General features: G+C 61.9%; 20 protein-coding genes, 1 tRNA gene and 1 pseudogene. 6 read left to right on the plus strand and 16 right to left on the minus strand.

The window, feature by feature from the left end; genetic code table 11:
• Nucleotides 1–26 precede the first annotated feature (26 nt).
• The 7 genes and pseudogenes from V8U06_RS16040 to V8U06_RS16070 form a co-directional block, all read right to left on the minus strand.
• Nucleotides 27–374 (minus strand): hypothetical protein, encoded by a 348-nt coding sequence (locus tag V8U06_RS16040; protein WP_427141502.1) that lies wholly within the window; start codon nt 372–374, stop codon nt 27–29.
• Between the two features lie 24 nt (nt 375–398).
• A complete protein-coding gene (locus V8U06_RS16045) occupies nt 399–674 on the minus strand; it encodes a hypothetical protein (RefSeq protein WP_427141503.1) in 276 nt (91 codons plus the stop codon).
• A 78-nt stretch (nt 675–752) separates the two neighbouring features.
• Nucleotides 753–1277 carry a DUF992 domain-containing protein gene (locus V8U06_RS16050; RefSeq protein WP_427141504.1) on the minus strand — a complete coding sequence of 175 codons (525 nt, stop codon included), beginning with the start codon at nt 1275–1277 and terminating at the stop codon, nt 753–755.
• A 169-nt stretch (nt 1278–1446) separates the two neighbouring features.
• Nucleotides 1447–1659 (minus strand): hypothetical protein, encoded by a 213-nt coding sequence (locus V8U06_RS16055; RefSeq protein ID WP_427141505.1) that lies wholly within the window; start codon nt 1657–1659, stop codon nt 1447–1449.
• Nucleotides 1660–1954: 295 nt separating this feature from the next.
• Nucleotides 1955–2588 (minus strand): annotated as a pseudogene (locus V8U06_RS16060) (glutathione S-transferase family protein).
• A 159-nt stretch (nt 2589–2747) separates the two neighbouring features.
• Nucleotides 2748–2897 (minus strand): hypothetical protein, encoded by a 150-nt coding sequence (locus tag V8U06_RS16065; RefSeq protein ID WP_427141506.1) that lies wholly within the window; start codon nt 2895–2897, stop codon nt 2748–2750.
• A gap of 158 nt (nt 2898–3055) precedes the next feature.
• Nucleotides 3056–4003 carry a DMT family transporter gene (locus V8U06_RS16070; protein WP_427141507.1) on the minus strand — a complete coding sequence of 316 codons (948 nt, stop codon included), beginning with the start codon at nt 4001–4003 and terminating at the stop codon, nt 3056–3058.
• Between the two features lie 109 nt (nt 4004–4112).
• Between V8U06_RS16070 and V8U06_RS16075 the strand changes: the two genes are divergently transcribed.
• On the plus strand, nt 4113–4568 hold the full coding sequence (locus tag V8U06_RS16075) for an Lrp/AsnC family transcriptional regulator (RefSeq protein WP_427141508.1): 456 nt from the start codon (nt 4113–4115) through the stop codon (nt 4566–4568).
• Between the two features lie 154 nt (nt 4569–4722).
• On the opposite strand, the gene V8U06_RS16080 is transcribed toward V8U06_RS16075, so the two are convergent.
• Nucleotides 4723–5277, minus strand: coding sequence for a TetR/AcrR family transcriptional regulator (locus tag V8U06_RS16080; RefSeq protein ID WP_226919175.1), 555 nt, complete (start codon nt 5275–5277; stop codon nt 4723–4725).
• Nucleotides 5278–5384: 107 nt separating this feature from the next.
• Here V8U06_RS16080 and V8U06_RS16085 point away from each other — a divergent pair, with 107 nt between their 5' ends.
• Entirely contained in the window at nt 5385–6875 is a 1491-nt protein-coding gene (locus V8U06_RS16085) for an MFS transporter (RefSeq protein WP_427141509.1), read from the plus strand.
• Between the two features lie 209 nt (nt 6876–7084).
• The gene (locus V8U06_RS16090; protein ID WP_427141510.1) at nt 7085–7423 is read left to right on the plus strand and encodes a hypothetical protein; all 339 of its coding nucleotides are present in this window, start codon (nt 7085–7087) and stop codon (nt 7421–7423) included.
• Between the two features lie 69 nt (nt 7424–7492).
• On the opposite strand, the gene V8U06_RS16095 is transcribed toward V8U06_RS16090, so the two are convergent.
• The 6 genes from V8U06_RS16095 to V8U06_RS16120 all read right to left on the minus strand — a co-directional run bounded on the left by V8U06_RS16095 (nt 7493) and on the right by V8U06_RS16120 (nt 13813).
• Nucleotides 7493–8590: an ABC transporter ATP-binding protein gene (locus V8U06_RS16095; RefSeq protein WP_226919172.1), complete on the minus strand. Its 1098-nt coding sequence runs from the start codon at nt 8588–8590 to the stop codon at nt 7493–7495.
• A gap of 2 nt (nt 8591–8592) precedes the next feature.
• Entirely contained in the window at nt 8593–9636 is a 1044-nt protein-coding gene (locus tag V8U06_RS16100) for an NAD(P)-dependent alcohol dehydrogenase (RefSeq protein WP_427141511.1), read from the minus strand.
• Between the two features lie 17 nt (nt 9637–9653).
• Entirely contained in the window at nt 9654–10466 is an 813-nt protein-coding gene (locus tag V8U06_RS16105; protein WP_427141512.1) for a carbohydrate ABC transporter permease, read from the minus strand.
• Nucleotides 10463–11326, minus strand: a complete 864-nt coding sequence (locus V8U06_RS16110) for a carbohydrate ABC transporter permease (protein ID WP_427141513.1) — start codon at nt 11324–11326, stop codon at nt 10463–10465. The genes V8U06_RS16105 and V8U06_RS16110 overlap by 4 nt, the downstream gene beginning before the upstream one ends.
• A 66-nt stretch (nt 11327–11392) precedes the next feature.
• A complete protein-coding gene (locus tag V8U06_RS16115) occupies nt 11393–12670 on the minus strand; it encodes an ABC transporter substrate-binding protein (RefSeq protein ID WP_427141514.1) in 1278 nt (425 codons plus the stop codon).
• Between the two features lie 201 nt (nt 12671–12871).
• Nucleotides 12872–13813: an AraC family transcriptional regulator gene (locus tag V8U06_RS16120; protein ID WP_427141515.1), complete on the minus strand. Its 942-nt coding sequence runs from the start codon at nt 13811–13813 to the stop codon at nt 12872–12874.
• Nucleotides 13814–14024: 211 nt separating this feature from the next.
• Here V8U06_RS16120 and V8U06_RS16125 point away from each other — a divergent pair.
• From V8U06_RS16125 to V8U06_RS16135, 3 genes are all read left to right on the plus strand, one after another.
• Nucleotides 14025–14114 (plus strand) — tRNA-Ser (locus tag V8U06_RS16125).
• Nucleotides 14115–14624: 510 nt separating this feature from the next.
• Nucleotides 14625–15344, plus strand: coding sequence for a hypothetical protein (locus V8U06_RS16130; RefSeq protein WP_427141516.1), 720 nt, complete (start codon nt 14625–14627; stop codon nt 15342–15344).
• Between the two features lie 14 nt (nt 15345–15358).
• Nucleotides 15359–15853: a hypothetical protein gene (locus tag V8U06_RS16135; protein WP_427141517.1), complete on the plus strand. Its 495-nt coding sequence runs from the start codon at nt 15359–15361 to the stop codon at nt 15851–15853.
• A gap of 175 nt (nt 15854–16028) precedes the next feature.
• On the opposite strand, the gene V8U06_RS16140 is transcribed toward V8U06_RS16135, so the two are convergent.
• Both V8U06_RS16140 and V8U06_RS16145 read right to left on the minus strand, forming a co-directional pair.
• Nucleotides 16029–17525, minus strand: coding sequence for an RNA-directed DNA polymerase (locus V8U06_RS16140; RefSeq protein WP_427141518.1), 1497 nt, complete (start codon nt 17523–17525; stop codon nt 16029–16031).
• A complete protein-coding gene (locus V8U06_RS16145) occupies nt 17522–18388 on the minus strand; it encodes a restriction endonuclease (RefSeq protein WP_427141519.1) in 867 nt (288 codons plus the stop codon). The genes V8U06_RS16140 and V8U06_RS16145 overlap by 4 nt, the downstream gene beginning before the upstream one ends.
• Nucleotides 18389–18592 lie beyond the last annotated feature (204 nt).

An 18592-nucleotide genomic window follows, 5' to 3' on the forward strand; every position in this document is an offset into this window, starting at 1 on the left:
GCGCCAAGGTTCTTTCAGGCGGAAGGTCAGTCGTCGTTGCTGGCGTTCAGCTCTTCCGGCCGCTTGCCTTCATCCGCTCCGTGCGTCGCAAGCTGGGCGGCACCCATCGACTGGTAGAGATTGAAGAGGGCTTCGCTGGCGCGTGCCGCGAGGCGGAACCATTCGCTGTTTCCGGCAATCGCCGGATGGTGCAGAAGCTGGTCGTCGACGAGGTCGAGCACGATGGAGGCGGTGTGCACGGCCTCATGGAAACCGAAGGACCCCGAGGCATAGTGCGCCAGCAGCGCCGGCGGTGTCATGGCGCGCTCTTCGGCCAGAATGTCGAGCTGTTTCAGCCGTTCGTCTTCGAGTTCGATGTCGGTGCTTTCCAGCATGGTCGCCTCCATTGGTCTGACGCCTCAGAAGTATTCGATTCGCACGCGCCGGTGGATCAAAAGAAGCGAGCGGTCGGGCTGGATGCGATAGGTTTCCACCACGCGCCGGCCGAGATTGTCCTGGAAGACATGATCGAAGGTGCTGCCCACCGGCGCCTTGCGCAGCTTCGTGCGCGGCTGGCCGCCATAGGTGATGCTGCCGGGAATGGGAGCGATGCCGGGGCCATCGCTGATCGCGCCTTCGGCGACGCAGCCGGCCAGCAGAAGTGCGGCGAGAAACGGTGGAACGAGACGGATCATGGGCGAACTCCTCCGGAACACAGTCTACCGCAAAACGCACAATAGCAAACGGGCGGCCGAAGCCGCCCGTAAAAAGTGTCAGCCCGCGGGCGTCAAAGTCACCGACGTGCCGGTGGCCGCGAGGTTGAGGCCGATCTGGCCGCTGATGCTCACCGTCTGCAGGTGGATCGAGCCGGACGTGCCGCCGATCAGGAGGTTGGTGCCGACACCGACGCCGACCGTGGCTTCCGCCGTCGCGCCCTGGTAGAGGCCGCCGAGCGAGCCCTGGTGATAGCCGGCCGTCGGTGCGAAGACCGCCCAGACGATACGGCCCTGCGTCGTGAAGCCGAGGTCCACGCCCATCTTGCGGATGACGCCGGTATAGGCGTCGCGCTCGCCATTGGTTGCGCTGAAGACGCAATCGACGCTCTTGGCCGAGCCGAGCACGTAGCCGACGCCACCACCGACCTCGCAGGTCAGCATGCCGATCTTCACCCCGTCACGCGCGCCGCGGTCGACATAGACCGGCGCCTCGTCCCGGATGACCATATCCGCTGCGCCAGCCGTCGTTGCGAGAGCCTGCGCGAGGGTCAACACCAGGACGCTTCCAAGCTTCTTGTTCATTTGTGCACTCCTTCTAACTGGCACGATAATGGCGAATCCGGTGCATTGGTTCCCGGCCGCAGGTCATCTCATGGCGAAGATCGTGGCGGAGTGTGGGCGCTCGCGTGTCGCCGCACAGGTAGATGCCGGCAAAAACGGCCTGCGAAACTTCCGCGCAACAGGCGAAGCATCAGACGGTGTTGATGGTCGGCAGGTGCGAGATCACCTCGTCGCGCGTCTTTTCGTCGAGCGGCGCGATGTGCTCGTTCCAGAAGGCTTCGGCAGCGGGGCTTTCGTGCTCCCACGTGCGGGTGCTGAGCTGGTTGTCGTCGATCTTGGCAAGCCGTCCGCCGCCGAGGCGGAGATAGTCTGCGGCAAGTTGTGCTGTCGCGGTGCGTTCCATGGCGGCCTCTCCGGTGGTTACATGGGATGAAACCGAAATCGGAACGGCCGGCGCATTGTTCCGCGCAATAAAAAAGGCCGGGGCGAAAACGCACCGACCTTCCTCATCATCACCTGTTCACCCGTGCCAGTACATCCGTGGTCAAAAGCAGCAGGCGATGGCGGCAGTTGCGAGCGGCAGAGGCCTTCCAGCGCTCCTTAGCAATGCCGATGGGCGTGATATAGGAGGCCATTGTGTTCAAATCAAGGGCAGGGCGGCAGATCGTGCATTTCGTTTGGCGGCGCGCCCGAAAGGGCTAGCCGCGCTGCGCGTCCGCCGCTGCGAAATGCGCCATCTGGTCGTCCCGGGCCTTCAGGAAGGCCGGGCGCTCGGTGATGCGCGCCACATAGGCCTCCGTCGCGGGGCGCGCGCCGAAGGCGCGGATTTTCGGCACGCGCAGCACATCGGCCATCAGCAGGTCCGCCACCGTGAACCGTCCGCCCGCAAGCCATTGCCGCTCGCCGAGAACGCGCTCCATATGGTCGAGGCGGCTTTCCAGCCAGCCGGTGAGGTGGTTGTCCCTGGCGCCCGTCACCTCGAGGAACCACCAGGGCACGGACACCATCTCGACCGAATTGAGCGCGGCGATCGTCCATTGCAGCGTTTCGGCCTCGCCGACGGGATCGCGGGGCATCAGCGTTTCGCTTTTCCGCGCCAGATGCAGCAGGCCCGCACCGCTTTCGAACAGGGTAAGCGCCGTCGCTCAGAAACGGCACCTGGCCGAAGGGTTGCAGCGCCAGATGCGCGGGGCCGCGGTCGTCGAAGGGCACCGTTCGCACGCCATAGGCAAAGCCGGCCTCCTCGCAAGCCCAGCGCAACCGCATGTCGCGCACGAAGCCGCGCGGCCCCTTGGGCACCCAGTCATAGGTCCAGACGATCGGTTCGCTCATGCTGTCCAGTTCCTGTTGGCGCGGCGCACTGCCGAGGCCCGGCGACAAAAGGGCAGGGCCTGTGGTCGTACTCTAGCATGCCGTATCGGCCGCCCGGCGCATTTCTTGGTGGCGCGTAGAGACCGTATCGGACGCAGGCAACCGAACAAGGACTACCGCTCAATTGAGCTTTCGTGTGTCCATCGCCCCGGGATTTTCCCGATTTTCCAGCAACACCATCTGCAGAAGATAGACCAGGAATGGCCGTCCGTCCTGGTCTGCAAGCTTCGTTGCTATTTCGATCAACCGTTCGATTTCGCGCTGATGCACCTCGGTCCCCTTGCAATGCACACCGGTCGAGTTTCACGTCAGACGGGGACAAAGTCCATGTACGGAAGCGTACCGTTCGCCCACAGGGCACCGGAAACTTTGGTGCAAATCGGCGTTGCAGACCGCACCGGGCTGCAACTTTATCGCCTTTGGTCCGCTTACGGCTTCCCGGTCTGAAGGCGTGGGGTTTCCGTCCCGCCGTTCCTGTTGACCGCGATGACACCCATCGTCATCAGCACAATCGCCGCCGCCGTAACGGGGGAAAGCGGTTCTCCGAGAAGCGGAATGGCGAGGAGCGAGGTCAGGCCCGGCGACAGCGAACCGATGGCGGCGCTCTTCGCCGCGCCCAGACGGGATATCGCGAAGGCATATCCCATCGTCGAGACGAGCCCCGTGCCAACACCCTGCACGATGGCGAAGGGCAAGGCATCGTGAAGGCTGAAGCTGCCCAGATTCGTCTGGAAGGCCCCGCAGGCCATGGCGATGACCATGACGATCAGCGATCCCACTGACAGAAGGATTGCGTTCGATATGGCGTCGAGACCGGTCCTGCGCAGGCCGAGCGTATAGGCGGCCCAGACGACACTGGCGAGAAGAAGGGTTGCAACGCCGACCAGGGTATCGGACGTCACCGCGCGCCATTGACCGCCCAGAAGGCAGATGACGCCGAGAAGGATCAGGCCAAGCGGCCAAACCACCCGGCGCGGCACCTTCCGTCCGAGGAACAGGAAACCGATGGCCGCCACGGCCAGCGGCGTGGTGCCGGGGATGAGCGCGCCGACATAGGCCGCGGATGTCAGCCGGGCGCCTTCCGAGGCGATGAAATAGAAGGGTACGCCGCCTGCCAGCACGAGCAAAACCGCCCGCCGGTCTGCCTTGCGGATGGCATCGAGGCGGCCCGGTATCAAGGGCAGCAGGGCGAGGGCGGGAACGGCGAACCGAATGAGGGCGACATCGGCGGTCGCCAGCGGCGACATGCCGATCGCGCGCATGGTCAGGGCGAAACCCGCCCAGATCAACACCACCACCGCCAGGACGACATAGCCTGTAACGGAAGAGTCTTGCCAGCGGGCCGACGGGTAAAGTCCAGCGGATGTATCGGTCATGTGACGCCCCAATGAATCTGACGTCAAATTACACCTGTTCAAAGGGCAGTATCGTGCTAACCTGACCTCAAAACAGGGCATCTTTGGCAGAATCTGCCACGAGGAGATCATGGACGACAAGGATCGGCAGATTATCTGGTCGCTGCAGAAGGACGGCCGCCTTTCAAATCAGGAACTCTCCGAACAGGTCGCCCTGTCGCCTTCGCCCTGTCTGCGGCGCCTGCGGCAGCTTGAGGAAAGCGGCGTGATCAAGGGCTATACCGCAATCGTCGACGAGGAGATGTACGGGCTTCCGATCACCGCCTTCGTCCGCATCCGGCTTGAGCGGCACTCTGAACAGGCCATCGCCACCTTCGAGCGACGGGTGCGCGCCATCGACGAGATCCAGGATTGTTATGTGATGACGGGAGAGGTCGACTATCTCTTGCGCGTCATCGTCGGGAGCCTCAAGGAATACGAAGCTTTCGTCCGCCAGCAGCTTCACGCCATCGAAGGCGTCGCGGGGATCGACACCAGTTTCGCCTACGGAACCGTGAAAAAGTCGACGGTCTTTCCCAAGATCTAGAGTTTGTCAGGGAAAAGTGGGAACCGGTTTTCCCGAACAGACAAACGAAAACAAAAGAATTTAGAGCGTTTCCAGCCGAAGCGGGATCGCTTCGGCATCGGATAATGCGGTAAAACAAAATGCTCCGGGACGCTGGCGGAGCGTCCGTAGACGGTCACATGTCTGCAAAGGACAGGTACACGGAACGCAATCCATCGAGGATCTCCCGGCGTTCCCTGTCGGACCACGAATGGAACCCGAACAGTTCCGTGCTGTAGAACCCCATCAGCGCCAGATACGCCATCAAGGCCGCTCTTGGCCGCTGGCCGGAGGCCATCGCTTTCAAGTCCAGATCGGTCCACGCGCGCATGATGCGTTGCAGTCCGTCGTCGTTCGACATGGAGGCGCTGACGGTGACCGCGACGGCCTTGTCGATTTCGTCGAGCTTCTTCTCGGCCGAGGCGATGCGGCCAAAAAGTTCGGGATGCGGCGTATCGGCGGCATTGGCCACGCATTGATCGACATAGGCCATATCCGCCTTCACGCGGCGATCGACCAGGGCCTCGAGAAGCGCGCTCTTGGATTTGTGGTCGTAGACGACCATCGCCTTGCTGACGCCGGCCTCCTTCGCGACGGCGTCGATCGAAAGGCCCGCCGCCCCGAGGCGCGCGACCACCCTTTCGGCCGCATCGAGGATATCGTCATTCGTTGTCTTGCGCGGTCTGGCCATTTCATTTCCTTGTCAGGGCCCCATGTTCTGCCCCTGTCCGGCTTGCAAACTATACGAACGATCGTATATTTACGCAATAAATAAACGATCGTTCATTAATTAGTGACATGATGCATACGCCCAGCCGCTGGCTTGTTCTCGCCGCCGTCATGATGGCATTCGTTCCCGTCGTCGTGGACATGACCATCCTCCACATCGCCATCCCGTCGCTGACGCTTGCTCTTGGCGCATCGGGAACCGAGGTCCTGTGGATCATCGACGTCTATCCGCTGGTCATGGCAGGCCTGCTGGTTCCGATGGGAACGCTTGCGGACAAGCTCGGATGCCGCCGCCTGCTTCTTGTCGGCCTCGGCATCTTCACGGTGGCGTCCGTCGCCGCCGCATTTTCGACGTCCGCCGTCATGCTGATCGCCGCTCGCGCGATGCTCGGCATCGGCTCGGCGATGATCATGCCCTGCGTGCTCGCCGTGATCCGCCAGGCATTCGAGGATGACGCCGAACGGGCGACAGCGCTTGGCGCGTGGAGCGTCGTGGGGATGGCGGGCGCGGCGATCGGGCCGCTGGCGGGCGGCCTTCTTCTGGAGCATTTCTGGTGGGGATCGGTGTTCCTCGTCAACGTCCCCATCATGATGATCGTCGTACCGATGGTCTGGGTTCTGATCCCAAGGCGTCCGGGAAATTCCGCGGCAACCTGGAAACCGGGACAGGCGCTGATCGTCATCGCCGGCCTCATGCTCACGGTCTATGGTATCAAGACCGGCGTGAAGAGCGGGCTGAACACCCAGTCCCTGGCGGCCCTCTCGGCCGGCGCCGTCCTGCTCGTGTGGTTCGCAAGGATGCAGGTATCGTCGAAGGCGCCGATGCTGGACCTCTCCCTGTGCACGAAGCCGGCGATAGCCGTGGGCTTCCTCATGGCCTTCGTCGCCAACGGATCGCTCGCAGGGTTCGAACTCGTGCTGGCACAGGAGCTGCAGTTCGTTCTCGGCAAGACGCCGCTCGAGGCGGGCCTGTTCATGCTGCCGCTGGTCGCCGCCGCCGCCGTCGGCGGTCCGGTCGGCGGCAAGCTCGCCACGTGGTTCGGGCTGCGTCCCGTGGCCTCGCTGTCGATGGCCGTTTCCTCTGCTTCGCTGGTGGCGCTAGCCTTCGCCGACTTCAAGAACCCCGGGGTGGTCGTTCCCGCCTTATTGGCCGGTCTCGGTTTCGCGCTCGGCGTCGGGCTGCTTGCTTCCTCCATCGCCATCATGGGAAGCGTGTCCGAGGAGAAGGCGGGAGCGGCCGGCGCGCTTGAAAGCGTGGGCTACGAGCTTGGCGGCGGGCTCGGCATCACGATCTTCGGTGTTCTCGTGAACTCCATCTACCGGCATTCTTTCGGTGCGCCTGCGGGCGCGACGGAAAATGCCGCGAACTCCATCGGTGAAGCGATGACCGCCGCGAATGCCGTCGGTGGCGACCTCGGCTCCGAAATTGCCGAGGCAGCCCGGCTGGCATTCGTCGACGCACATGGAACCGTGTTGATGTCGGTGGCGCTCATCATCGCCTTGCTGGCCGTCGTCGTCTTCGTTTCCCTACGGGGCCAGACGCTGGCGAACGCGCACTGACGCCCTGGAAGAGGCAGACGTTGCCGGCGGCGCCAGTCGCTGTCATCCCGGTTGTTGACGCTTCCTCGCTTCGCTACGGTCGCCATACATGCGAAGCTGAATATGAACCGACCCACAGAGGCCAGTTCCGTCGGGAGGCTTCGCGCCGACCTTCGGCGCGCCAAAGGCAGGCCGGTTTGGAAGAGGCACAGATCCCGGGAAGGAATGGAATGTCTGCAATCGACGAGCCCGACGAAGCGAACATGGTCTGCGCCACGGTCAACGCGCCGCATGGTGCAGGGTCGACCACGATCCAGGCCTATCTCGCGGCGCATCGACCCGATCGTGCATTGGCGTTCAAGATTTCAGCGCCATCGGCTGAGGCGGGCCACTGGCTCGAACCGGTGTTCGCCAAGGCGGGCGTCTCTCTGCGCAGATCGGCCGACGGATGTTTCGTGGGAACCGCCACCGGCCAGACCTGGGCCGAACTGCTGGTGAAGCAGGCAGAGCGTCTGGACGCGCAGTCGATCTCGCTGTCTCCCCTTCGTCCGGGAAACGCGTCTCGATGATGCAAATCCTCCCGACAGGAATCGGGAGGGGCTTTGCAATCGGCGCGGAATGGCCGGTCAGGACCGCTGTCAGGATCGATGTCTCAACACCGAAAGACCTGTCGTCCGGTCGAAGAGATGCAGGTTGTCTTCGCTGGCGGAGAAGGCCACCGCTGCACCGCGCGCGGGTTGGCCGGTCGCCGGCACGAGGGCGCCGATCTCCCTGTCGCCCACCCGGAAGGACACGAGGGCGTTGTCGCCGTGGAACTCGATGAGATCGGCGAGGCCGCAGAGCGTGTTTTCCCGATCCTCCGGGCTTGCCGCCACGGACAGGGAGGACGGGCGGATGCCGAGGGTCAGGGCCTGCCCGTCTTCGATGGCGAACCGCGCGCGGCCGACCCGGAAGCGTTGGCCGTCCCCTTCGAGAAGCCAGGTCTCGCCGTCGGAGCGCGCCGTGACGTCGAGAAAATTCATGTTCGGCGTGCCGATGAAGCCGGCGACGAAGAGCGTGCGCGGGCGTTCGTAGATTTCCGCGGGCGTGCCGACCTGCTCGATCGCACCGCCCTTCATGAGGACGATACGATCGGCCAGCGTCATGGCTTCGAGCTGATCATGCGTGACATAGATCGTCGTGGTCTTCAGGCTCTGGTGCAGGCGGGCGATCTCGACGCGCATGTGGTTGCGCAGCTTGGCGTCGAGATTGGACAGCGGCTCATCGAAGAGGAAGACGCGCGGCGTCTTGATCATGGCGCGGGCAATGGCCACGCGCTGCTGCTGGCCGCCCGAAAGCTCGGTCGGCTTGCGCGCAAGATAGGGCTCCAGCCCAAGCGTCGCGGCGACGGTTTTGATGCGCCGGTCGATCTCGGACGCCTCGACCTTCATGCGCCGGAGGCCGAAGGCGATGTTGTCGTAGATCGTCATGTGCGGATAGAGCGCATAGTTCTGGAACACCATGGCGACGCCGCGATCGCGCGGCTCCAGATCGTTGACGGTGCGCCCGGCGATGGAGACTTCGCCGCCCGATATCTCCTCCAGCCCGGCAATCATGCGCAGCAGCGTCGACTTCCCGCAGCCCGATGGCCCGAGGAAGACGACGAATTCGTGGTCCTCGATCTCGAGGTTGAAATCCCGGATGACATTGACGGCGCCATAGGCCTTGTCGACATGGGCGCAGATGATGTTCGCCATGCTCAATTCTCCCCCTGCACGCGGATTTGCAGCTTCACGTCGGTGGGCCTTGCTTCGGCGGCCCGTTCGAAGGCGGCGACGCTCTCGCCAAAGGCATAGGTGCCGGTGATCAAGGGTTTCAGGTCGACCTTGCCGGAGGCGATGAGTTCGAGCGCGCGATCGAAGACATTGGCGTAGCGGAAGACGGTTTCGACACGGACCTCCTTGGAGATCGCGCCGGGCACGTCGAAGCGCACCGCATCGACCGGCAGGCCGACCAGCACGACGGCGCCGCCCGGCCGCACCAGATCGAAAAGGTGATCGAAGGCCTTGGCGCTGCCGCTTGCTTCGAAGACCACGTCGGCGCCCCAGTCCGCCGTTGCCTTGAGGACGGCGGCGGCAAAGGTCGTCTCGGTGAGGTTCACCGGCTCGATGCCGGGATAGGCTGCGGCAATCTGCAGTTTTTCGGCGGAAAAATCGGAAATGAGCACCCGGCTGCAGCCGGCGGCCAGCGCGGCGAGCGCCACCATGATGCCGATCGGGCCGGCGCCGATGACGGCGGCGACATCGCCCGGCACGATGCGCGCCCGCGTGGCCGCCTGCATGCCGATGGCGAAGGGCTCGACCATCGCGCCTTCCGCGAAGGATACGGTGTCCGGCAGGCGATAGGTGAAGGCCGCGGGGTGCACGGCATAGGGGGCGAGAACCCCGTGCACCGGCGGCGTCGCCCAGAAGCGCACGGCCGGATCGACATTGTAGAGGCCGAGCTTCGAGGCGCGCGAGGAGAGATCGGGAATGCCCGGCTCCATGCACACCCGGTCGCCGACCTTCAGCGAGCGGACATTGTCGCCGATTTCGACGACGGTGCCGGCCGCCTCGTGGCCGAGCACCATGGGTTCGTGCACCACATAGGCGCCGATGGCGCCGTGCGTATAGTAGTGCACGTCGCTGCCGCAGACGCCCACCGTGTGAACGGCGATCTTCACATCGTCAGGCCCGACGGAAAGCGGGAGGTCGATGTCACGCAGGGCCAGAACGCCCTTTTTCTCGAGTACCAAGGCTTGCATGGGAGAATGTCCTGTCATCAATTGCTCTTGCGCCGGAACGCGTTGTTGAGAAGGCCGCTCAGGATGCCGATAAGCAGGAGCGGCGGAATGGAAAGCAGCACCACGGAGGCGTTCAGGATGCCCCAGGGCACATCGCGGCCGAGCTGGGTGAGTTCCGAAGCGACGATCGGCAGCGTCTTGGCATCCGAGGTCGTCAGCATCAGCGCGATCAGGAACTCGTTCCAGACCAGCACGAAGGCGAAGGCGACGGCGCCGATGAGCGAGCGCGAGGCGACGGGCAGGGCGATGCGCAGGAACACCGCATAGGGGCCGTAACCATCGACGCGCGCCGCTTCCTCCACCTCCTTCGGCACCCGGGCGAAGGCCGGCACGCCGAGCCAGATGACGGTGGCAAGCGTCAAAAGGGTATAGGTCACGACCAGCGATATCCGCGTGTCGTAGAAGCCGAGATCGAGCCAGATCACCATCAGCGGTATCGCCACCGCCACCGGCGGCAGGAAACGCAGCGACAGCACGAAGAACTGGATATCGGCGGACCACCGGTTCGGATAGCGCGCGATGGCATAGGCGGCCGGCAGGCCGAGCAGCGCGCCGACGAGCACCGAGCCGCCGGCCGCGATCAGCGAGTTGATAAGGCCGGCCGCGACGCTGTCCCGCCCCAGCACATAGGCGAAGTTGTCGAGCGTCGGCGTGAAGAGGAAGAGCGGGGTAGGGGTGACGATATCCACCCGGTTCTTGAAGGCGTTGATCGCCGTCCAGACCATGGGGAAGACCGCCGAAAAGGCCGCAAGATAGAGGACGGATTTGCCGAGAATGCGCGAGAGGCTCATGGCTTCACCCTCTTCCAGATCACGGTGAAGATGACGGTGGTGGCCAGCATCATGAGCACCGCCATGCTTGAAGCGTAAGAGATGCGGCCGGACTCGATGAAACCTTGCGAGAAGGCGTACATGTCGAGCGTTTCCGTCGCGATGCCGGGGCCGCCGCGCGTCATGACATAGATGAGGTCGAAGGCGCGCAGGGATTCGATCATCTTGATGAAGGTGAGCGAGATGAGCGGCGCCTTGAGCATGGGAAGCGCGACATAAGCGTAGACCTGCCAGGGGCGCGCATGATCCAGCCGCGCCGCCTCGAAGGGCTGCGGCGGCAGGGTTTCGAGCAGCTTCAGCACGATCACCGCGAAGAACAGGCCCCACTGCCAGACATCGACCAGCGCGACGGTCATGAGCGCCGTTGTGGGGCTCGACAGCACGTCGAGCGGCTGGCCGGTGATCATCTTGTAGGGATAGGTGATGATGCCGTAGAGCGGGTGGAAGGCGAACTTCCAGACGAAGGCCGCCGAGACGCGCGGCAGGATGACCGGCGTCAGGAAGATCAGCGTCAACACCGCCCGCTGGCGCATCGAGGCGAATTCGAAAAGCAGGATGCCGAACACCACCGCGACGAGCAGCGTCAGCGTCACCGTCACGACTTCCCAGGTCAGCGACACGCCGACCGCATTGATGAAGCGGCGGTCGGAGAAGAGGTCGATATAGTTCGCAAGGCCGACGAAGCCGCCATCGGGACGGCTGAGCTCGCGGTTGCGGAAGGAAATGTAGATGGCATAGGCCGTCGGCACGAAGGCGAGCACCGCGAGGATGGCAAGCGGCGGCGCCAGGAAGACGGCGGGCAGGCGGGTTCTTGATGTCATGGCTCTTTCCTCGGCATCGCGCGGCCGCCGTCTCGGGAGGCGAAAGCGGCCGCGCGGCTCAAAGGCTTACTGGCTGCGGGCGACGAGGTCCTTGGCGAAGCCTTCGAGTTCGGCGAGACCCTCCTTGATGTCGGAGCGCGAGCCGGTGATCAGCTCTTCCAGGATGATGCCCCAGCGGTCGCCGAGATCCGGCCAGAGCGCGCTCTGCCAGAAATTGACCGCGGTGACCTTGCCGGTTTCGGCCAGCGCCTGGCCGAGATCCGGGCCATAGAGCTTGGCGAAGGCGTCGCTCGCCATGATGCTCGTGCGGTTGAGTTCGCCGAACTGGTTGGCTTCCAGACGCCGCTCTTCGTTTTCCTTCGAGGTCGCCCAGGCGATGAAGAGACCCGCGCAGGCCTTGGAGACATCGTCCGGGTTGGCCTTGGCGCCGATGGCGAGGCCATGGCCGTAACCGCCGCCGGTCAGCGGCGTCGGGGGCGGCAGGTAGCCGACCTTGCCGACGACCTGCGATGTCTTCGGATCGATCGCAAGGCCGGCGAGCGGCGTGGATTCGATCAGGATGGCGACCTGGCCGGAGAGGAACGCGCCGGTCGATTCATCCCAGCTGCCGGTCTGCGTGCCGGGTGCGGAATATTTGAAGAGATCGAGATAGGTCTGCGTCGCCTTGACGGCCGCCTCGCTGTTGAATGTCGGCGTGTCGCCATCGAACCATTCGCCGCCGAAGCCCTTGAAATAGGGCATCCAGCGCCAGACGTTTGCGCCCGAGCCGCGCTGGCCGCGCAGCGCGATGCCATAGACGCCCTTGTCCGGCTGATGCAGTTTCTCGACGGCGGCCTTCAGCTCGTCGAGCGTCTTCGGCGGCGTGATGCCGGCGGCGTCCAGAAGGTCCTTGCGATAGACCATGAGGTCGCCGCCGCCGGTGACCGGCGCGAACCACACCTTGCCGTCATAGGTCGCGACCTTCTGGCGGCCGGGATCGAAGTCCGCATAGTCGTATTCGCTCGGGTAGTAGTCGAGCAGGGGAGCGATCCAGGCGGAGGAGGCGAAGAGCGCCACATTCGCCTCGTCGACATAATAGACATTGTACTTGCCGATGGTGGAGGCGTCCGCCTTGGTCTTGGCGCGCCGGTCATTCTCGTTGAGATAGTCGATCTCGAAGGATGCGCCGCCGGACAGCTTCGTAAACTCGTCCTTGTGGCTTTCCAGAAGCGTCAGGCCGTCGCGCGGCTGGGCAAGGACGCGGATCGTGCCGGAGCACTCGGCGGCCAGCGCAATCGACGAGACGGAGCTGGCAAGAAGGCATGCGTAGGCAATGCTCGAAGCGAGCGTCTTCACGGATGTCATGGATGAACCTCCCTCAAGGATCCGTTGCTCGGCGCGACGCGACCTCCTCGCGCTGGCGCCGATCTGTCAGCGAACATCTTCGCTAATGCTGATACTAGCGGAGGAAACCGGGGGAACTAGCGCGCGTGATGCAGCGAACCTGTACTTTAATGCGCAATTGAATGCTGCAATGCAGAAAAGAAGCGTCAGAAGTGCAAGGATTCATCGGCGCGCGGGGTCGTCCCGCATGGACCGGCGATGCGGCGCCAGCCGCCGGTAGGCCGACGGCGTCATGCGGTGCTGGCGCAGGAAGGTGCGGTTGAAGTTGGAAATGTTGAGATAGCCGACCTCGAAGCAGATATCCGTGATCGGCATGTCGCTTTCGGCCAGAAGCTTGCAGGCCTGCCAGATGCGCAGCTTGTTGACATGGTCGGTGAAGGTGTTGCCGGTGTTCTTCTTGAAGAACCGGGAGAAGGCGCTTTCGCTCATGCCGGCAAGGTCCGCGACATCGGCAAGACGGATGTCGGTCGAGAAATTGCGATAGATGAAGACGAGCGCGCGCTGGAGCGCATCGAGCGTTTCGGCATCCAGCTTCGGCGAATATTCCGGCGAAGACAGAACCTCATATTCCGTGGAGCTGGCAAGCAGATGGAGGAGCTGCAGGAAGAGGGTGAGGCGGGCAACACCCTTTTGCGCCCCCATGCCTTCGACCAGCGCCGCGCCTTTCTCCAGGGTCTCGCCACTGAACACGAGACCGCGCTGCGCGCGGGCAAAGAAGTCTTCCAGTTCCGCGAATTCCGGCAGCAGCCGCATGGCCTCGCGGATCCGGTCGGGGTGGAACTGTAGCACGATATCCCGCCCTTCGATGACCTCGCCCGGCGCCGTCATCGTCACCCAGTCATGCGGCAGGTCGCTGCCGATGACGGTGAGATAGGTCGCCGAGAAGGCGCCGATATAATCGCCGACGAACGCGACGCCAGCACCCTTGCGGATGAGGTGGATTTCGAACTCCGGATGGAAGTTCCAGACATTGCGCTCCCAGGGATAATCGTCGAGCCGCCAGAGAAAGCTCTCGTCGATGCCCGTGATGATGTGCTCGAAGGTCGGTTGGCTCGAGGAAAACGGGCTCGGCCGCGGCTCCCGGCCTGTCTTGGAATCGCGCATTGTCGTGACGGTGACCCCGTATTGTTCTCGCGGCATAAGAGCGTTGTGGAGTGGAAATTACAAGCGGCGGCCGATGATCTCGCTTCGACTGAAATCCTCACCCGCCGCGCCGTCGAGGCTCTGCTCAGACAAACACAGGCACTCCCATTCTTCCTGAACGGGTCACACGTTGACGGAACCGGCAAAGCTGCTAAAAAGCCGCACCGCCAGCGGAAGAGTGGCCGAGCGGTTTAAGGCACCGGTCTTGAAAACCGGCGTAGGCGAGAGTCTACCGTGGGTTCGAATCCCACCTCTTCCGCCAAACACTGCCGACGTAGAAGCGCTCTTCGTTACAAGCATCAGTCAATACTAAAGAGTCCGCGTAGCCTCTGCTCTGGCATGACTTGATTGGGGCCGGAAGCGGGCGGGCCGCTTTTGGTATGTCAGGGTCGGAAGCGGACATCGATGACAGGTCGAACAGTTCTTTCGCGGCTTGCACGACGAGGTTCACGGGGATCTTCCAACGGGCATAGCCTGGAAGGATATCGCAACGGCGATTGGTACGGCCATAATGTTCTTGCTGACGGCAATGCGTTTCTTCATACCACAAGCCTTCATTCGGCGTAAGCATGTCACCTATGATATCGATTTCGCGGAGCTGTGCGTGGACGCTATGGTCGAAGCGTTGCGTCATCCCGAAGCCCTAGCCCCGCGCCTCGACGGGGGAGGCGCAAGCCCCAGGTTGCTGAATTTCCTTTGGGACGGGCGCCCGCAGACATTGTAAAGCCATAGGGTTTCACCTACGTTATTGTGGTTGAACTCGGAGGGCTAAATGCCTGATATCTTGGAAGGCATCGACGATCTTCATGACGACGATGAAATCGCTTTCGTCGAGCTGACCATCCGGTACCAGGAGGAATTCGAAAGAGCATTTGACGAGCTAGACGATCGCGCAGACGCAACGCGCGTGTACTTGGTTTACCTTCACAAGGTCCTCGCGGCGGCCCGAACGCTAAACATTGCCCCCTTCGCAGGTTGGGACAATCCAGACCGTGGCAGTGCGCTCGATTTCTTCAACGACTTTTCACTCGCATTCGAACAAATGAAGGTCGCCCTTCAAATCCGCCATGCGCGAACCCGCAAGGTCTATTCCGTCGAACTAGACGGCGCCACAAAGCAGCGCATCCACTTCCTTATCGGGAAAATCCGCACCGTTGTCGAAGATGCCGACCTCGAGGAGAGGAAGAAGAACTCCCTGTTTAAGAAGCTCGCCGCGTTCGCCGCCGACGTTGACAAGGCCCGAACCACTTTCAACAACGCAATGCTCATGGGGCTCGACATCGCCCACCTCGCGAAGAAATTCGGAGACGCGATTAAGCCTGCCACGGAATTCGTCAACAGCATCACCGAGCTACTGGCCGAGGCCAAGGCTCAGGAGCCGGAGCAGCAGCAGCTTCCGCCCGCCGAGGAGAGGAAGAAAATCGAGGCCCCTCGCAAACAGATCGAAGGACCGAAGTTCTCGCGCGATATGGACGACGATATTCCATTTTGATAGGGGCTTGGGGAATGCATGTCGAAGAGGTACTGGCAATCCTCGTGGACGCCGTCCACCGGCTCCTGAAGCAGGAAGAGTTGGTGTATGCCGACAACAACGAGCCCGCGCTCTCGATTGAGCTGTACGGGCAAATGCGCGGCCAATATCCCGGCTGGAACGTAAATGCTGAATGGGACAAGTTTGCCCAAGACCCCAAGCTGATGGACAAGGCCGGGAAATACGACGGGGAACTAGCGACTGTCATTCGTCCCGATGTGGTCGTCCATAGAGTCGGCGAGCGAAAGAACCTGCTGGTCGTGGAAATGAAGCGTGACGTGAACAAGAAGCGTCAGGGCGACATTGACAAGCTCATCGGCCTCACCCGCCAGGACGGTGATTATGGCTATGCAGTCGGCGTCCATCTCATCGTGAACATCAAGGCGAGCATCATCACAGGCTGCGATGCCTACATCGATGGCGCTGTGGATGCAGATTGGACCGCATGGCTCAGGGAACGACTGCCGTAGCAACTCGCCGCTTGTGGCGGCCCTCTCAGACCCCGGCGATGGTGGTGGATGCGGTTGGCGCCGGTTTCCGACAGGTCACAGTGGGTGCAGATTAGCCGGGCGCCGAGCTGACGGGATCAGACGAGAAAGTGGTGCCGCGCTACCTCGTGACAATGCGCTGCTAGTTAAGCTCAGGTCAGTACGACCACGCATTCTTGATAAAAAGCTCGATCTCTTCAGGCTCGATCGTCTCCTTGGTATCGGTGGCATCGGCAACAACGATCTTGGTAACGTCGAGCGCCTTCAGGACATCCTTCGATCCAATCCAATCGTTGTTCCACAACGGTTCTGGCTTGCCGTTCACGATTTGGCAGATTGGCTCCCTGCTGACGAACTCCAATCCCACGGCCTTTGGTTTGGTCACCCGCTGCAGCCAAATTTCAAGGTAGCCATTGTAGGGAAGCCGGGACATCTTCTTGTGCACCTGGCCCCACAAGGCTTCCTTCTCGGCCTGTGGCGCGACGGAGATTAGGTGGCTTAAGATACCAGCCACGGCCGGAAATGTCCCCGGCGATACCATTGCGATATCCGCGGCAATCGCAACCTGGACGCCGAGATCGGCGGGCGTCATCTTCTGCTTGGCGATTTTGGCATGCATTTCCCCAACCAAACGCTTCAAAGCGCCGCTGTTTGGGAAACGACGACCGAAGGCATGCAAACGCATCAACTGCTTCTGTATGGTCTTCGCGTTCGCCTCGCCGAGATCCTGCAGGTCGATCCCAGCAAGTTTATCTGGTTTGATCGACCCTTCGACGACATTGGTGGCCCACACGGTCTTCGACACTCCCAGCTTCATGCCAACGGTTCGCAAGGTGTCGCTGACGACTTTGAGGATTCTCTCCGCATCCTCGTCGCTGTTTGTGAAAATGCGATAGTCGTCGCGGTAGCGCAGGATCCGGAAGTCTACCGGCGGACCCAGCTCTTCATTTATCAGGTGATCGACATACCCAAGGACGATTTCAGCGATGAAATCCATGAGAACGGACCCTTGGGGAATGCCGTTGGTCTGGCCGTAGCGGCTCGCCTGGATATGGCCGTCGATCACGTTGCCCAAGAGCTTCTTGTCGGTCTTCCCTTTCTTTGCCGCCTCGAGGCCATGCAGCGCCCAAGCGATGCTGTGCGTATAAAGGGAACTGTAGCAGTCAGTGACATCGGTATGCAGGATATGCGTAAATTCAAGCGAATGAAGCAGCGAACTCTGTTCGACCTGCTGCCACCAACTCTGGATTTGCGCAGCCTGGTCGGACTGATCGTCGACCGACATCACCAGTGAGCTGCAACAATCGACGGCTCCGCCTTCGAAACTGGCCAATTGCGCGAGGATCTGCTTCCAGTTGCCTTCATCGCATATCAAGTTGACTAGCGATACGTAGATGACCGGGTGAATCAACTCCAAGGGACGCCACGCAAACCGTCCGTCCTTGTTGGAGAGAAAGATGTAATTCACGTCCGACAAATGGTCAGGATTTGAGCTTTTTATACCCCAGAAATAACCATCCTTGAGTGCCGCGGCGACGTCCGTGATGATCGGGCCGAAATTCAGGTAATCTGGAAAGTCTCCATTGAAATAGCTTGTGGCCTTGAGAAAATGCGCCTTAGCCTCGGCTGCGGTCAGCTCAGTCAGTTTCTTCATAGATCGCTCACCCGCACAAATGGCAGGCCCGTCTCGGCGGCTTTCCGGGCCTTATCCCGAAGCAGTTTGTCGAGGGATATGCCGCGCGACAGGGCTTCGTGCATGTCTAAACCGTCCATGCAAATGATGCGCTTGGCACGACCAAAGGCGGCTAGGCCATCTGCCGAGAAGCCCGCGTAGCTGACAAAGAGACCCCGCGACCAATCGGACTTCTCCCCGATCTTGCCCTGAAACACATGAAGATCGGCCGCATCCGATGGCGCATTCTGCCATTTCGCTTCTAATAGATAGGTATGGCCGTCGAGCTGGAAGCTTCCGTCTATCTGCTCGCCTCGGTTCCGAAACGCCTTGTGGGCTTCCAAGCGATAGGCGTCGAACAGGTCGCGCAGAAACTCCTCAAACGCGTAGCCGCGCGGGTGGGGGGCGAGCGAACTAAGATCAAGCAATCGCTTGGTGAAACCGGCAACGTTGGTGGGATCTAGCACGATGGCAGACGCCCGCGGCGCTGGGGGCGCCGGTTTGTCCCATTGGCCACCAATGCTCGAGATCAAGGCCTCCATGCGGTTATCGATGTTGGACAGTGTTTCCTGTTCGCCGTCCCGTTCCATAAGGGCTTGACGGTAGTCCCACAGGGCCTTGATGGCCTTCACGACGACCGGCAGGCTTTCATTCTGGACGAAATATCGGAAGCGTTTGGCTTTCGATCCGCCTTCGACCGAGTAACGGGGAATGTCAATGTCGATGCCGACTTCTTCGCGGAAGAAGTTTCCGAAAGTCTTGTCCGAAAAATTCAAGACGTACCCACCACCCATGCGGAAGACGTCGTCGAGAAGTAGCATCTGCATGGATTTGAGATTAGGCATGCCAAATCATAGCCCTGTTGGCGCGAGCGGGAAACCTGTTCGGCTACAATCTGTTGTGGGTATTTGGCATCGCGCAAGTCGGGCATGCGGTTAACCGCCTGCTGGGGCCATCAGCCGCCGCCTACTTACGATTATCGAAGTGCAGCTTAAGCAACGACCGCTTTCCGGAGACGTTCGCGGAGCTCTAAACGACAGAAATGGAGG

It is taken from the genome of Shinella sp. G-2 (genome assembly GCF_050172695.1).
Taxonomy (GTDB): Bacteria; Pseudomonadota; Alphaproteobacteria; order Rhizobiales; family Rhizobiaceae; genus Shinella.